Source organism: Sphingomonas sp. UYEF23 (assembly GCF_040546165.1).
Taxonomy (GTDB): Bacteria; Pseudomonadota; Alphaproteobacteria; order Sphingomonadales; family Sphingomonadaceae; genus Sphingomonas; species Sphingomonas glacialis.
The window spans coordinates 1-14,138 of sequence record NZ_JBEPNG010000013.1 but is presented as its reverse complement, the minus strand read 5'-3'; the positions used below and the strand labels follow the sequence as shown (position 1 = coordinate 14,138).

16 protein-coding genes are annotated in these 14,138 nt (G+C 65.7%); 8 read left to right on the top strand and 8 right to left on the bottom strand.

Annotation, left to right across the window (positions count from 1 at the left end; genetic code table 11):
• Positions 1-88: 88 nt before the first annotated feature.
• From tyrS to serS, 4 genes are all read right to left on the bottom strand, one after another.
• A complete protein-coding gene (gene tyrS, locus ABIB28_RS17345; RefSeq protein ID WP_354289310.1) occupies positions 89-1,315 on the bottom strand; it encodes a tyrosine--tRNA ligase in 1,227 nt (408 codons plus the stop codon).
• Between the two features lie 29 nt (positions 1,316-1,344).
• On the bottom strand, positions 1,345-2,460 hold the full coding sequence (locus ABIB28_RS17340; protein ID WP_354289308.1) for a peptidoglycan DD-metalloendopeptidase family protein: 1,116 nt from the start codon (positions 2,458-2,460) through the stop codon (positions 1,345-1,347).
• Between the two features lie 26 nt (positions 2,461-2,486).
• Positions 2,487-3,251 (bottom strand): 5'/3'-nucleotidase SurE, encoded by a 765-nt coding sequence (gene surE / locus ABIB28_RS17335; RefSeq protein WP_354289307.1) that lies wholly within the window; start codon positions 3,249-3,251, stop codon positions 2,487-2,489.
• A 124-nt stretch (positions 3,252-3,375) separates the two neighbouring features.
• Positions 3,376-4,656 carry a serine--tRNA ligase gene (gene serS / locus ABIB28_RS17330; protein ID WP_354289306.1) on the bottom strand — a complete coding sequence of 427 codons (1,281 nt, stop codon included), beginning with the start codon at positions 4,654-4,656 and terminating at the stop codon, positions 3,376-3,378.
• A gap of 95 nt (positions 4,657-4,751) precedes the next feature.
• On the opposite strand from serS, the gene ABIB28_RS17325 reads away from it, so the two are divergent.
• Positions 4,752-5,192 (top strand): host attachment family protein, encoded by a 441-nt coding sequence (locus ABIB28_RS17325; protein ID WP_354289305.1) that lies wholly within the window; start codon positions 4,752-4,754, stop codon positions 5,190-5,192.
• 59 nt (positions 5,193-5,251) lie between these two features.
• Here ABIB28_RS17325 and ABIB28_RS17320 read toward each other — a convergent pair whose 3' ends face one another.
• Positions 5,252-5,347, bottom strand: coding sequence for a PEP-CTERM sorting domain-containing protein (locus ABIB28_RS17320; protein WP_133187541.1), 96 nt, complete (start codon positions 5,345-5,347; stop codon positions 5,252-5,254).
• A 139-nt stretch (positions 5,348-5,486) separates the two neighbouring features.
• Here ABIB28_RS17320 and ABIB28_RS17315 point away from each other — a divergent pair, with 139 nt between their 5' ends.
• The 3 genes from ABIB28_RS17315 to ABIB28_RS17305 all read left to right on the top strand — a co-directional run bounded on the left by ABIB28_RS17315 (position 5,487) and on the right by ABIB28_RS17305 (position 7,659).
• A complete protein-coding gene (locus ABIB28_RS17315) occupies positions 5,487-6,233 on the top strand; it encodes a hypothetical protein (RefSeq protein ID WP_354289304.1) in 747 nt (248 codons plus the stop codon).
• A gap of 504 nt (positions 6,234-6,737) precedes the next feature.
• On the top strand, positions 6,738-7,202 hold the full coding sequence (gene dksA, locus ABIB28_RS17310) for an RNA polymerase-binding protein DksA (RefSeq protein WP_133187545.1): 465 nt from the start codon (positions 6,738-6,740) through the stop codon (positions 7,200-7,202).
• A 76-nt stretch (positions 7,203-7,278) separates the two neighbouring features.
• Positions 7,279-7,659, top strand: coding sequence for a PilZ domain-containing protein (locus ABIB28_RS17305; protein WP_133187547.1), 381 nt, complete (start codon positions 7,279-7,281; stop codon positions 7,657-7,659).
• A gap of 56 nt (positions 7,660-7,715) precedes the next feature.
• Here the strand turns inward: ABIB28_RS17305 and ABIB28_RS17300 are convergent, their stop codons facing one another.
• A complete protein-coding gene (locus tag ABIB28_RS17300) occupies positions 7,716-7,871 on the bottom strand; it encodes a YdcH family protein (protein ID WP_133187549.1) in 156 nt (51 codons plus the stop codon).
• 176 nt (positions 7,872-8,047) lie between these two features.
• Here ABIB28_RS17300 and ABIB28_RS17295 point away from each other — a divergent pair, with 176 nt between their 5' ends.
• Both ABIB28_RS17295 and ABIB28_RS17290 read left to right on the top strand, forming a co-directional pair.
• Entirely contained in the window at positions 8,048-8,245 is a 198-nt protein-coding gene (locus ABIB28_RS17295) for a YdcH family protein (protein WP_133187551.1), read from the top strand.
• Between the two features lie 127 nt (positions 8,246-8,372).
• Complete coding sequence (locus ABIB28_RS17290) at positions 8,373-8,810, top strand: DUF1465 family protein (protein ID WP_189676938.1); 438 nt, start codon at positions 8,373-8,375, stop codon at positions 8,808-8,810.
• Between the two features lie 55 nt (positions 8,811-8,865).
• Here ABIB28_RS17290 and ABIB28_RS17285 read toward each other — a convergent pair whose 3' ends face one another.
• Positions 8,866-9,825 carry an NAD(P)H-dependent flavin oxidoreductase gene (locus ABIB28_RS17285; protein WP_133187553.1) on the bottom strand — a complete coding sequence of 320 codons (960 nt, stop codon included), beginning with the start codon at positions 9,823-9,825 and terminating at the stop codon, positions 8,866-8,868.
• A 106-nt stretch (positions 9,826-9,931) separates the two neighbouring features.
• Between ABIB28_RS17285 and ABIB28_RS17280 the strand changes: the two genes are divergently transcribed.
• Entirely contained in the window at positions 9,932-12,523 is a 2,592-nt protein-coding gene (locus ABIB28_RS17280; protein WP_354289301.1) for a M1 family metallopeptidase, read from the top strand.
• Between the two features lie 46 nt (positions 12,524-12,569).
• On the opposite strand, the gene ABIB28_RS17275 is transcribed toward ABIB28_RS17280, so the two are convergent.
• Positions 12,570-13,094 carry a gamma carbonic anhydrase family protein gene (locus ABIB28_RS17275; RefSeq protein WP_354289300.1) on the bottom strand — a complete coding sequence of 175 codons (525 nt, stop codon included), beginning with the start codon at positions 13,092-13,094 and terminating at the stop codon, positions 12,570-12,572.
• A gap of 186 nt (positions 13,095-13,280) precedes the next feature.
• Between ABIB28_RS17275 and ABIB28_RS17270 the strand changes: the two genes are divergently transcribed.
• Positions 13,281-13,661 carry a hypothetical protein gene (locus ABIB28_RS17270; protein ID WP_189676940.1) on the top strand — a complete coding sequence of 127 codons (381 nt, stop codon included), beginning with the start codon at positions 13,281-13,283 and terminating at the stop codon, positions 13,659-13,661.
• Positions 13,662-14,138 lie beyond the last annotated feature (477 nt).

The following is a 14,138-nucleotide window of genomic DNA, read 5'->3' as shown; positions in this document are numbered from 1 at the left end:
TCTTGGGTGGCCTCGACGCTAGGGCCGCGGGTGTGAAGCAGTACGGAACGAACCCGCTTAACAGCGGATTACCCGAACTGTGGCGCAATCAGCCGCGGACGAGCAAGCCGTGGTTCTTTTTGCCTGCCGCGATCCGCACCGGCGCATCGCCGACGCTGACGATCATCGCTTCGTCGCTGACCTTGTCTGCACCGACGCGCGCGCCACCGCCCTTGATCAGCCGTTTGGCCTCACCCTTCGATGCGGCGAAGCCCAGGCCGATCAACGCGTCGACGATGCCGATATCGCCGCTCACGGTGAAGGTCGGGAGCGAGCCGCCTGCCGCGCCTTCCTCGAAGGTCCGGCGCGCGGTCTCGGCCGACTCGATTGCCGCGGCTTCACCACGGCACATCGTGGTCGCGGCGTTGGCGAGGACGATCTTGGCGGCATTGATCTCCGCCCCCTCGAGCGCCTCGAGCCGCGCGATCTCGTCGAGCGGCAGATCGGTGAACAGCCGCAGGAAGCGCCCGACGTCGCGGTCGTCGGTATTACGCCAGAATTGCCAGTAATCGTAATGCGGCAGCTGGTCCTCGTGGAGCCAGACCGCGCCCGACATGGTCTTGCCCATCTTCCCGCCATCGGCGGTCGTGATGAGCGGGGTGGTGATGCCGAACACCTCGGTCCCGTCCATCCGGCGCGAGAGCTCGATGCCGTTGACGATGTTGCCCCACTGGTCCGACCCACCCATCTGGAGGCGGCACCCGGCGCGGCGCGACAGTTCGAGGAAGTCGTAGGCTTGGAGGATCATGTAGTTGAATTCGAGGAACGACAGCGATTGCTCGCGGTCGAGCCGCAGCTTGACCGAGTCGAACCCGAGCATCCGGTTGACCGAGAAGTGCTGGCCGACATCGCGCAGGAAGGGGATGTATTCGAGCTTGTCGAGCCATTCGGCATTGTCGAGCATGATCGCGTCGCTCGGCCCGTCCCCAAAGGTCAGGAAGCGTTCGAAGATGCGGCGGATCGAGGCGACATTGTGTGCGATCCCGTCATGGTCGAGCAGCTTGCGCGCTTCGTCCTTGAAGCTCGGGTCGCCGATCTTGCCGGTGCCGCCGCCCATCAGCACGATCGGCTTGTGCCCGGCCTGCTGGAGTCGGCGCAGCAGCATGATCTGCACCAGGCTGCCGACATGGAGCGAGGGCGCGGTCGGATCGAAGCCGATATAGCCCGGCACGACCTGCTTCGCCGCAAGCGCATCGAGCGCCGCCGCATCGGTGGTCTGGTGGATATAGCCGCGGGTCGACAGCAGGCGGAAGAGATCGGAAGTGTGCTCGGTCATTCCGCGCGCATAGCCGATTTTTGCGTTCGTTAAATCCCCGGCAATTGCCGTTGCGGATCGACCGGGGTGCGGCCCTTGCGCATTTCGAAATGGACCTCGGGCCGGCTCGCCGCGCCCGAATCGCCCGACAGCGCGATCGTCTGGCCGCGCTTGACCGCCTGGCCGCGCCGGACGAGCAGCTGGCTGGCATTGGCATAGACCGTCGTCCAGCTCGATCCATGCTTGACGATCACCAGGCCGCCGAGCGTCGGAACCCCGCTGCCGGCATAGGCAACGACACCGTCGGCCGAGGCGAGGATCGGCGTGCCGAGCGGCACGGCGATGTTGACGCCGTTGAACTTCTCGCCCGAAGCGCCCGGGCCGAAGCGCGTGATGATCTTGCCGTGGACCGGCCAGGCGAAGCCGCTCGTCAACTGCGCCGGTTCGGCGAGCGCTTGCGTCGGCGCGAGCACCCGGCGCGGTGAGGCGGTCGGCTGGGCGGGGCGCTGGTTGGCGGCGAGCGCGGGCTCGCTGCCGGTGAGGATATCATCGATGTCGAGCGTGAAGGCGGCGGCGCGCTCGGCCGCCGAACTGCCGCCAGCGGTACCCGGGATCAAAACGCGCATCCCGACGCGCAGCGTGTAGGGCGCGGTCAAATCGTTGGCGGCGATGATCCGCGACCAATCGACCGCATAGGCGCGCGCGATCGCGATGCCCGTCTGGCCCGCGCGCACGAGATGATAGCGCCCGCCCGGGATTGTCAGCCGCTGGCCGGCGCGCACCACGAAGGGCGCAGGCAGCTGGTTCGCGCGCGCGATCGCTTCGGATCCGCCGCCGGTACGATCGGCAATCGCGCGCAGCGTGTCGCCAGGTCGGACGAGATAGGTGGTCGTATCGATCGTCGCGGCATCGGCGGTGACGGGGCGGGCTTGCCACGCCGGCAAGGGCGCGGGGAGGGCGGAGACGCGCTCGTCGATGCGGCGCGGTTCGTAGCGCTCGGGCTGTGTATCGTCGCGCGGGCCGGTCCGGTCGTCGCGCCACGCCGTATCCTGGCGATCGCGCGGCGGTCGGTACCCGCGGTCGGGTCGGTCGGGATTGGGAATACACGCGCCGAGCGTCGTCAACAGCAGCATTGCCGCCCAGCCGTATTCCCTGCCCCGCACCATCCCCGTCCCCCTGATCGCCCCGACCGTTACGTATAAAGCTGGTTAAGCATAGCGAGCGACGCGTGATGTGTCAGGTCGAGATGCAAGGGCGTCACCGCGATGAACCCGTCGGCCACGGCTTCGAGATCGGTGGAATGCGCCGGCGTGTCGATCGGCGGACCGAGCGCGAACCAGTGATAGTCATAGCCGCGCGGATCGCGATTGGTGACGATCTGCAAGCGGCCATAGTCGCGCAGGCCCTGTTGCGCGATCCGGATGCCCTTCACCGCATCGGCCGCGCCTGCCGGGAAATTGACGTTGACGAGCGTGCGCGGCTCGAGGGGTGCATCGATCAGCGGGCGCAGCACGCGCTCGCCCCATGCCGCGGCGGCATCGAACGGGACGGTGTCGCCCATGCCCTGCTTGTCATAGACCTGGCTCAGCGCGATCGAGCGAACGCCCGCGAGCGCGCCCTCCATCGCCGCCGAGACGGTGCCCGAATAGGTCACGTCCTCGGCGAGATTGGCGCCGCGATTGACCCCCGACAGGATCAGGTCTGGCTTGTGATCGGCCATGATCCTGGCGAGCGCCATCATCACCGCATCGGTCGGCGTGCCCGCGACGGCGAAGCGCTTCTCGCCGTGCTGGCGAACGCGGATCGGCCGGGTGAGCGTCAGCGAATGGCCCGCGCCCGATTGCTCGTCGGCGGGGGCGACGACCCACACATCGTCCGAGAATTTCGCGGCGATCGCTTCCAAGATTTTGAGGCCGGGGGCGTGATAGCCGTCATCGTTGGTGAGCAAGATGCGCATCGGATCTCTTTCAAATTCGAACCAACTCCCGTTTGTCCTGAGCTTGTCGAAGGGCTGCTCGCCACACATTCCGAAGTGTGTGTGGCGAGCAGTGCTTCGACAGGCTCAGCACGAAAGGTTTGGGTCAGTGCTTGGGCTCCAACCGCGTCACGCCGCCCATATACGGTAGCAGCGCCTCCGGCACCGTGACGCTGCCGTCCGGATTCTGGTAATTCTCGAGCACCGCGACGAGCGTCCGCCCGACCGCGAGCCCCGAACCGTTGAGCGTGTGGACGAACTCGGTCTTCTTCTCTCCCGCCACACGGTAGCGCGTGTTCATTCGCCGCGCCTGGAACGCGCCGGTGTTCGAGCACGAGCTGATCTCGCGATACGCGTTCTGGCCCGGCAGCCACACTTCGAGGTCGTAGGTCTTGCGCGCGCCGAAGCCCATGTCGCCGGTGCACAGCAGCAGCTTGCGATAGGGCAGGTTGAGGCGTTCGAGGATCGTCTCGGCGGCGCGGACCATGCGCTGGTGCTCGGCCTCGCTGTCGTCGGGGCGCACGACGCTGACGAGCTCGCATTTCTCGAACTGGTGCTGGCGGATGAAGCCGCGCGTGTCGCGTCCGGCCGCGCCCGCTTCGGAACGGAAGCACAGCGTGAGCGCGGTCAGCCGCAGCGGGAGCGCGCTTTCATCGAGCAATTCGCCCATCACGCTCGCAGTCAGGCTGACTTCGCTCGTCGGGATGAGCCAGCGATCGTCGGTCGTGCGAAAGCTGTCTTCGGCGAACTTCGGCAGCTTGTCGGTGCCGTACATCGCCTCGTCCTTGACGAGCACGGGCGGGTTGCATTCCTCATAGCCATGCTCGCGCGTCTGGACGTCGAGCATGAACTGGCCGAGCGCGCGGTGCAGACGCGCCATGTCGCCGCGCAGGAAGGTGAAACGCGCACCCGAGAGGCGCGCGCCGGTCTCGAAATCCATGCCGAGCGCAGGGGCGAGATCGGCATGTTCGCGCGGCGTGAAGTCGAAACCGCGCGGGGTGCCCCAGCGGGCGACTTCGACATTCTCTTCTTCGCCCGCGCCGTGCGGGACATCGTCGGCGGGCAGATTGGGGATGATCTCGAGCGCGGCCTTGAGCTGTGCCGCGACATCCTTTTCCTCGGCCTCGATCGCGGGCATCCGCTCCTTCAACGCGGCGACCTCGGCCATCAGGCTGGCGGCGGTGGCGTCGTCCTTCTTGGCCTTGGCCGCACCGATCGCCTTCGAGGCTTCGTTGCGGCGCGCCTGGCCGGTCTGCGCGTCGGTGATCAGCGCGCGGTGGCGCTCGTCGAGCGCGACTAGCCCGGCGGCGAGCGGCGACAGCCCGCGACGCGCGAGCGCGGCGTCGAAGGCGGCAGGGTTTTCGCGGATCGATCGGATATCATGCATGGTCGCAGGCTATGCCCAGCCTGCCGCAAGCGCGCAACCCGCGCGGCACGCGGCGCGTTGCCAGAGATACCACCAACCATAAGAGGCCGACGCCCATGCAGATTCCCCACAATGCCGTCGTGCTCGTCGCGGATGGCCGCAAGTCGCTGTTCCTGCGCAACGAGGGCGACGCGACGCATCTCAACCTCGTCGTCGAGCGCGCGGTCGAGCAGATCAATCCGAGCGACGGCGAGCAGAAGGCCGATCATGCCGGACGCTCGTCGTCGAGCGTCGGTGGCGGCCACAATTCGATGGCCGAGGTCGATTTCCACCAGCAGGAGGAAGACCGCTTCGCCGCCGACACCGCCGCGCTGCTCAAGAAGCGCGCGCTGGCGAACGATTACGACCAACTGTTCGTCATCGCGCCGCCGCGCACGCTCGGTGAGTTGCGCAAACATTATCACAGCGAGGTCAGCGCGCGGTTGAGCGGCGAGCTCGACAAGGATCTGACCGGCCATCCGATCGACCAGATCGAAAAGGCGCTGCAAGCCGCCTGAAACAAAACGGGCTCCCGCGATCGTCGCGGGAGCCCGTTTGTATTCGCGCGATCAGCCGGTCAGGCGGCGATGGCGTTCCGCTTGGTGAAGCGCTTGCGCGCAACGAGCGCCGCTGCCGCTGCGCCGAACAGCAGGACCATCGGCGGCGCTGGCACTGGTGCGGGCGGGCCGTCGGGATTGCCGGGGGTGCAGTTCGCGCCGCAGCTCGAGCTGCCATAGCTGCTGCTGGCCCAATTGCTGCTCGAATTCCAACCGTGGCTGCTCGATCCATAGCTGCTCGAGCTGGCCGACGAGGTGCTCGTGCTCGATCCGTTCGACGAACTTGCCGACGAAACATTGCCGCTCGAGGCCGAGGAGACGTTGCCGCTCGACGAGGTCGACGACGAGGAGGCCGACGAAACGTTTCCGCTCGAAGAGGTCGATGACGAGACATCGCCGCTGCTGCCGCCCGATGCCGAGGAGACGTTGCCGCTCGACGACGATCCGCCCGTCGACGACGTGCTCGACACGGTCGCGCCGCCGGTGCTGGTCGAGGATCCGCCGCTGCCGCCCGACGACGATGTGCTGGAGACTGCACCACTCGACGTGGAGGAGCCGCCGGTCGAGGTCGAGGAGCCGCCGGTCGAGGTAGAGGAACCGCCGGTCGAGGTCGACGAGCCTCCAGTCGAGGTCGACCCGCCGCTGGTGGACGAACTGGTCGAAGATCCGCCCGACGATACGTTGACGACGGTGCCGCTGCTGCCGGTCGACGTCGACGAGATCGTGATGTTGCCGCCGCCTCCGCCGCCACCGCCGCCACCGAAGAAGCCTCCAGCGAAGAAGCCGCCGCCGCCGCCGAAGCCGCCGCCGATCACGGCTGGGCCGAAGCCGCCCGGCGACCCGTTAAAACCGTTGAACGCGGGCGGCAACGGGATCGGTGCGCCCTGCGTCGTCACCACGACCACCTGCGGTGGCGGGGTGGTACGCGTCGTCGTCACGACTCGACGGACCCGGCGCACCGAGGCCACCGCCGTCTTGCGTACGATTCGCTTGGTCTTGTGAACATAGGCCGTGCGGGCCCGAGACGAATCCGCGACATGCACCGCGCCGCCGCCGACGATCGCGCCGCCGCACGCACAGGCACACAGTTTCGCCAAGGCCATCCGCACCGACATATCGCCACTCTCTCTTTACCGTTAAATCAATACTCTATGGCGTTCCACGGTAAGTTTCGCCACGTCGCTTTATCGGGTAAACGGCAACAAATCGTTACGTTCAAGCGCGTTCCCCACCTCACAACCCTTAATCCACGATTTTGTCACATTCGCAAAGGTTGATTGTGAGTTAACGTTTCGTCTTGGGACACAGGCGCGTTCGCCGCTCGCACGGCGCCGATGCGTGTTCGGGTGGGTGCGGGAAAAGCACATCACGCGAAGCAACGGAAGAAGATCGCATCGGATTGCTTGTGGAGCTTCAAGGGCATGGCTATAGGCCCGCACGACGTGAGTTGACCCGGGGGCGGACCCACGATGCGTTCGGCATCGTGCGGCTGTGGGAGAAAATGGGATGGCGACGGTCTTGAATCGACACGATGACTCCGCGAAGTTCGCAGTGCCGCCCGTCGGCGGTGATGACGGCTACCGGCCAAGCGCCGACGAAGAGTTCATGAACCCGCGGCAGCAGGCGTATTTTCGAGCCAAGCTGCAGGGGTGGAAGGACTCGATTCTGCGCGAGGCAGCAGGAACGCTGTCGCAGCTCCAAGTCGATACGCTGCGCGAAGCCGATCTCACCGATCGCGCGTCGAGCGAGACCGACTGGTCGATCGAACTGCGCACGCGTGATCGGCAGCGCAAGCTCATCTCCAAGATCGAAGCGGCGATGCGGCGAATCGACGAAGGCGAATATGGCTATTGCGAAGTGACCGGCGAACCGATCTCGCTCGCCCGGCTCGAGGCACGGCCGATCGCGACGATGACGGTCGAGGCGCAGGAACGCCACGAACGCCAAGAAAAGATCTCGCGCGAAGAGTGATCTTCCGCATCTGTTAAGTGGTTCGATACATTTCCCCGGCTATCACGATCATAACGGAGGCCGTAAGTTTCAGGCGATGGATCAATATTCCCACGATCCCCTCAGCGCTCCCGACGAGGATGGCGCCCACAACCGGCAGGAGTCGCGCGACAGCCTGTTCCTGATGGCGGATTTCCGCGTCGTCGGTGGTAGCGAGGTTCGCCCGCTCCGGGTGCGCAATCTGTCGGCCGGTGGCTTGATGGCCGAACTCCAGGGTGGGCTCGAACAGGGCCTGCGCGTCGAATTCGATGTGCGGGGAATCGGCTGGGTGCCCGGGCAGGTCGCTTGGTCGGCGGCCGGGCGCATTGGCGTGGCGTTCGACCAGCAGATTGATCCGCTGCTGGCGCGCAAGCCCGTCGGGCAGGGGGCGCAAACACCAACCTTTGTAAAGCCGATCTTCGGTCGCCCGCTTCGCTGAGGCGATCGATCGGCGGGTAAGCGGACCCGGACGCGCTGCGCCCGGGCCCTGTGGCGTCAGATTTGCGCCAATTCCTGTTTGATCCTGAGCTTCTGCTTCTTCAGCGCGGCCAGCGTGACGGCGTCGGGCAAGGGACGCTGCGCTTCGGTGGCGATCTGTCGATCGAGGACTGCATGCTTGGCCGTCAGGGCCGAATGATGCGCGGTCTGCATGGATGCGTACCTCCTTCATGAGCTGCTTGGGGGAGCGAATAGAACCATGCTTGAGGTTAATTGTCTTCCCTCATTTTGCGGGATCGCGACGCGCGCACCGAATTGCGCGACCGGTCGATTTTATCCGTGTCGCAGCGCCGCGATTTGCTAAGACGGGGCAATCGAGCGGGGACCGAATGGACGACAGCCTTATCGCAAAGCGCCTCGAGGTGTTACGCGTCGAACATCGAGATCTGGATTCGGCCATAGGCGCGCTGATCGACAGCGGCTCGGCGGACCAGCTCCAGCTTGCGCGGTTCAAGAAGCGCAAGCTGCGGCTGCGCGACGAGATCGCGCTGCTCGAAGACCAGTTGATTCCCGACATCATCGCCTAGGTCCCCAGCGTCTGGCGCGCCGCTCCGCTTTGGGACATGCCGCCGCAAATCTGCGATGGACGCGCTACCTTTGCGCCTTCGATTATGGCTAAGGTCAGCGATGCGAGTAAATTGGCACGACTTACGGATGCAGCGGCGCGTGATCGACACGTTGTATATTGATGCGATGGTGCTGGCCGACGAAGCCCGCAGCTATTTCGATGAGGGCGGGCGCGCCGATCGCGAAGCGCTCGATCCGATGGCGCGCGTCGCCTTCTCGTGCGAATCGCTCAAGGTCACGACTCGCTTGATGCACATCATCGCCTGGCTGCTGACGCAGCGCGCGGTCGAGGCGGGGGAAATGCTGCCGCGTGACGCGCTCGATCCGTCGCGCCGGCTCGGCACCGCGCCGGTGACCGATTCGGTGGCGCTCGTACAGATGCCCGAATCGGCGCGCACGCTGATCGCGGCGAGCGTGGAATTGCATGGCCGCGTCGCGCGGCTCGACGATGCCAGCGCGGGCGTAGACCTCGAGATCGAAAGCCCGGTGCGATCGCTGCACCAGCGGCTGGCGATGGCATTCTAGCCCGCCGAGCGAGACGGCGAGGAGCGGGGGGCCGGATCCGTCCGGCCCCGGTCGTTCAGAGCTTCAGCCGCTCGCGCGCCGCGCGGTACTGCGCTTCGAACCGGTCGACCATCGCCGCGACCGACTCGACGCGCTCGATTACGCCGATCCCCTGGCCCGATCCCCAGATTTCCTTCCACGCCTTGGGCTTGGCGCCGTTGCCGGTGCCGAAGTCCATCGTCTTGAGATCGCCCTCGGGCAGCGCATCGGGGTCCATGCCCGCCGCGACGATCGAGGCGCGCAGGTAATTGCCGTGCACGCCGGTGAACAGGTTCGAATAGACGATGTCGGCGGCCTTGCCCTCGACGATCCCCTGTTTGTACGCGGCTTCCGCATTCGCCTCGAGCGAAGCGATGAAGGGTGAGCCCATATAGCCGAAATCGGCGCCCATCGCTTGCGCCGCGAGGATGGCGTCGCCCGTCGCGATCGAGCCTGACAAGGCGAGCGGCCCGTCGAACCACTGGCGGATTTCCTGGATGATCGCGAAGGGCGACAGCCGCCCAGCGTGCCCGCCCGCGCCGGCGGCAACCGCGATCAGCCCGTCGGCGCCCTTTTCGATCGCCTTGCGCGCGAAGCGGTCGTCGATCACGTCGTGCAGCGTGATCCCGCCCCAGCTGTGCACCGCGGTGTTGAGATCCTCACGTGCGCCGAGCGAAGTGATGACGATCGGCACTTGCCACTTCGCGCAGGTCGCGAGATCGGCCTCGAGCCGCTCGTTCGAGCGATGGACGATCTGGTTGACCGCGAACGGCGCCGCCGGGCGCTCGGGATGGTCGCGGTTATGCGCCGCCAGTTCCTCGGTGATGCGGTGGAGCCATTCGTCGAGCATCGCTTGCGGTCGCGCGTTGAGCGCGGGGAAGGATCCGACGATCCCCGCCTTGCACTGCGCGATCACCAGTTCGGGACCCGAGATGATAAACAGCGGCGAGCCGATCAGGGGAAGCCGCAGCGACGAGAGGAGGGGCGGTGTGCTCATGTCCGTTTCATAGCGCAACCGAAAGGACTGTCCAGCGGCCTCGATTTGCCTCGCGTGCAGAAAGCCTTATGGCGCGCAAATCCCCGTTTGTTTCCGGAGTAACGAAGTGAAGCTCACCCTTGCCGCCGCGCTGTTGCTCGGAACCGCGACTCCTGCTTTCGCCGTCGGGCAATTGCCCAGCGGGATCGCGCCGGTTGCCTATGACATCACGATTCGCCCCGACGCCAAGGCGATGACCTTTTCGGGCGAGGAAACGATCAGCATCGCGGTCGCCAAGCCGGCTCGCACGGTCGTGCTCAACGCCGCCGACCTCAAGATTTCGCGCGCGATGGTCGACGGGGCGGCGGTGCCCTTCACGATCGACACGACCAAGCAGCAGCTGACGTTGACGCTGCCGACGATGCTCGCCGCGGGGCAGCACCGTGTGCAGTTCGCGTGGACGGGGACGATCAACACCTCGGCCGCGGGCCTGTTCGCGATCGATTACAGCAACCAGGACGGCTCGTCGTCACGGCTGCTGGTCACGCAGTTCGAGGCGCCCGATGCGCGCCGCTTCGCGCCGATGTGGGACGAGCCCGGCTACAAGGCGACCTTCAAGCTCAGCACCGTCGCGCCCGGCGACCAGACCGCTTTCTCGAACATGCCCGTCGCCAGCGTGACCAAGCAAGGCGACGGCACCAAGCTGTACCACTTTGCCGAGACGCCGAAGATGTCGAGCTATCTGCTCTTCCTCGGCATGGGCGATGTCGAGCGCAAGACGGTAATGGCGGGCAAGACCGAGATCGGTGTCATCACGCGCCGCGGCGTCGTCGACCAGGGCGATTACGCGCTCGAATCGGCCAAGCGTTTGCTGACCTATTACAACGACTATTTCGGCCAGCCCTATCCGCTGCCCAAGCTCGACATGATCGCCGGCCCGGGCTCGAGCCAGTTCTTCGGCGCGATGGAAAATTGGGGCGCGGTCTTCTATTTCGAGCCCGAATTGCTCTACGACAAGAAGCGCGCGACGCAGAGCGGCAAGCAGCGCATCTACACCGTCGTCGCGCACGAGATGGCGCACCAATGGTTCGGCGATCTCGTCACGATGAACTGGTGGGACGATCTCTGGCTTAATGAGGGTTTTGCCTCATGGATGGAGAACAAGTCGAGCATCGACCTCAACCCCGACTGGTTCGCCGGCGCGACCGCGGTGGCGCAGGATCGCGAAGGCGCGCTGCAGGTCGATGCGACCGGCGCGACGCATCCGATCATCCGCCATGTCGAGACGGTCGACCAGATCGGCGAGGCGTTCGACGGGATCACCTATGCCAAGGGGCAGGCGGTCATCGGCATGATGGAGTCGACGCTCGGCCCAGACGTGTTCCGCGACGGCATTCGCCGCTACATGGCGAAGTACAAATACGGGAACACCACGACCGATCAGCTGTGGGCCGAGCTTTCGGCCGCCGCAGGGCGGTCGGTCGCCGACGTCGCGCATGATTTCACGCTCCAGCCCGGCGTCCCGCTCGTCACGATGACGGGCGCGCGCTGTGTCGCTGGCAAGACGCAGGTGACGCTGACGCAAGGCCGTTTCGGCTATGACGCGACCGCCAAGCAGTCGCTCGACTGGCATGTGCCGTTGACGCTCGGTGTGGTCGGACAGCCGGTGACGCGCGCCGTGGTGCGCGGGGCGAAGCCGACGACGGTCAGCGTGGGCGGCTGCGGCACCGTCGTGCTCAACCGCGACAAGGGGTCGTATGCGCGCGTGCTCTACAGCCAGGCTGGGCATGACGCGATCGTGCGCGACTTCGGCACGCTCGCACTGACCGATCAGCTCGGCACGCTTGGCGACGATTTCGCGCTCGCCAAGGGCGGCAACCAGAAGCTCGATCGCTATTTCGCCGATGTCGCGGCGGTCGCGCCCGATGCGAACCCCTTGCTGTGGCAGACGATTGCCGGGCAGCTCGCCGACCTCGAGGGCCGCTTGCCCAAGGGCGCGGCGAAGGACGCGATGCGCGTGCGAGTCCGCGCGACGCTTGCTCCGGCGATGCAGCGTGTCGGCTTCACCGCGACCAAGGACGAATCGCCGCTCGTTGCAACGCTGCGCGAAACGCTGATCGCGGTGCTCGGCCATCGCGGCGACCCTGCGATTGCGGACAAGGCGCGCGGCTATGTCGCCGCATTGGCGACCAACCCCGATGCGATCCCGGCGGCGATCCGTCAGCCGATCCTCGGCACGTACGCGACCAATGCGACGCCGGCCGAATGGGACGCGCTGCTCAAGCTGACGCTCGCCGAGAAGAATCCGGTGGTGAAGAACGGCTATGTCCGCTTGCTCGGCGCGGCCGAGGACGATGCGCTCGCGCAGCGCGCGCTCGATCTTTTGACCACCGACCGCTTCACTGCGCCGCAAAAGGCCGGTTTGCTCAAGGCGGTGGCGGGCGGCCATCCCGACATGGCGTTCGACTTCGCGCTTGCGCATCTGCCGCTCGTCAACACGCTGGTCGAGACGAGCACACGCGCCGGCTTCGTCGCGAGCCTGGGCGCGGGGTCGGACGATCCGGCGATGCCGGGCAAGATTACCGCGTTCGCCGCGGCCAATCTGCCGCCAGCGGCGCGTGGCGGTGCCAAGGCGATCGTCGCTTCGATGGCAGCACGGCAGATGGTGAATGCCCGCATCCGCGGCGACATCGCGGCGTGGGCGACCGGCGGACAGTAAGCGGCATGCGGCTTCCCCGGCGTAGAGCGCCGGGGAAGGGGGGTATTCAGTCGATCCGCGTGAGCCCGGCGGCATATTTGCGACCATTCGCGACATAATGCTCGGCCGAGACGCGCAACATCGCCTGCGCGGCGTCGTCGAGCGTACGGACGGCGCGGGCAGGTGAGCCGACAATCAGGCTGCCAGGCGGGAACACCTTGCCCTCGGTCACCAGCGCGCCAGCGCCGACGATCGATCCTTCGCCGATCTCGGCGTGGTTGAGCACGATCGCGCCCATCCCGATCAGCACGCGGTCGCCGATCGTGCAGCCATGCAGCACGGCGTGGTGGCCGATCGTGCAGTCTTCGCCGATGGTAAGCGGGGCGCCCGGGTCCGAATGGCACATCGCGCCTTCCTGGATGTTGCTGCGCGCCCCGACGATCATCGGCGTATTGTCGCCGCGCACGACCGCGCCGAACCAGATGCTGACATCGTCGCCGAGCCGTACGTCGCCGATCAGCTCGGCGCTCGGCGCGATCCAGGTCGCTTCGCCCAGTGTCGGGCGGAGTCCGTCGATTTCATAAAGCGGCATGGCGATCCTCATGGGTTGTGCAGGCATCGTGCACATCGATTGGCGCGGTCGGCAAGCCGCACGCCGTTTTATGCAGCCGGTTCCGCGGCTTGATCCGGCTCAAGCACATATAAAGACACGCATTTCTGCGGACCTCGGCGCGTGCACGTGGCGTTGATACGCTATTGCAACCCAGAGGAAGACAACATGGCCATCAAGTTTGCCGGAACGATCAACGCCCTCAATCGCGGTATCGCCTCGACCAAGCCCGACAAGGGTGGCGACATGATCGAGGATTGGGAAGCCGCACTCGCGGATATCGACACGCCGGGCGCAAAGGGCATTCTTCGCGACCTCGCGTCCTTACGCAAACAGCTCGAGCGCGCAGCGCCTGATGCCGACCGAGTGCACGCATTGCTCCATCGTCTCGGCGAGGCGACGACGCGGATCGCCGAGAAGGCCGAGACCAATCAGGAAAAGCTGAAGACGCTGGGCGAGGCACTGACCGAGGCGGGTGAAGATCAGCCCGACGAGGCAGAGGATGTTGCCGCCGCGGCGTCTCCTAAGCGTGGTCGCGCTAAGGCCTGATCATAGGGGGCAGGGGGGACCTGCCCCGACTTGCTCGAGCGGTCGGAAGGCGTGGAATGCTCCGCAGGCCGCGCATCTGACATCGCCGTAGCTGTGCAGAGCCCGCGGAGATCCCAGGATTTCCGCGGGCTCAGCGCGTGTTTGAAAGAAAATTGCAAAAAACCGTTTGACCGAATCAAACACCCCGACTAGAGACCACTCCACCGCAGCGACGGACCGGACGGTTCGCTTCTGCAGTCACCAAATTGTCGGCGCCGAGGGGCTCTTTGAAAAGAGGGCGTTTCCTTAGCGTCGGTATTTTGCGCTCTTTGACATTGTCGGTTTAGATGAAGGGACATGTGGGCGGCGGCTCCGGGTCCAACGTTTTCAAGGCGTTGGTAATTCGGTTAAAGCTAAGTCGTTCTCATATGTCCTTCACGTATCCATACGTAATGGACGGTCCATGCGGTTTTCGAACTGCGCGGGTCGTCTGAAAGA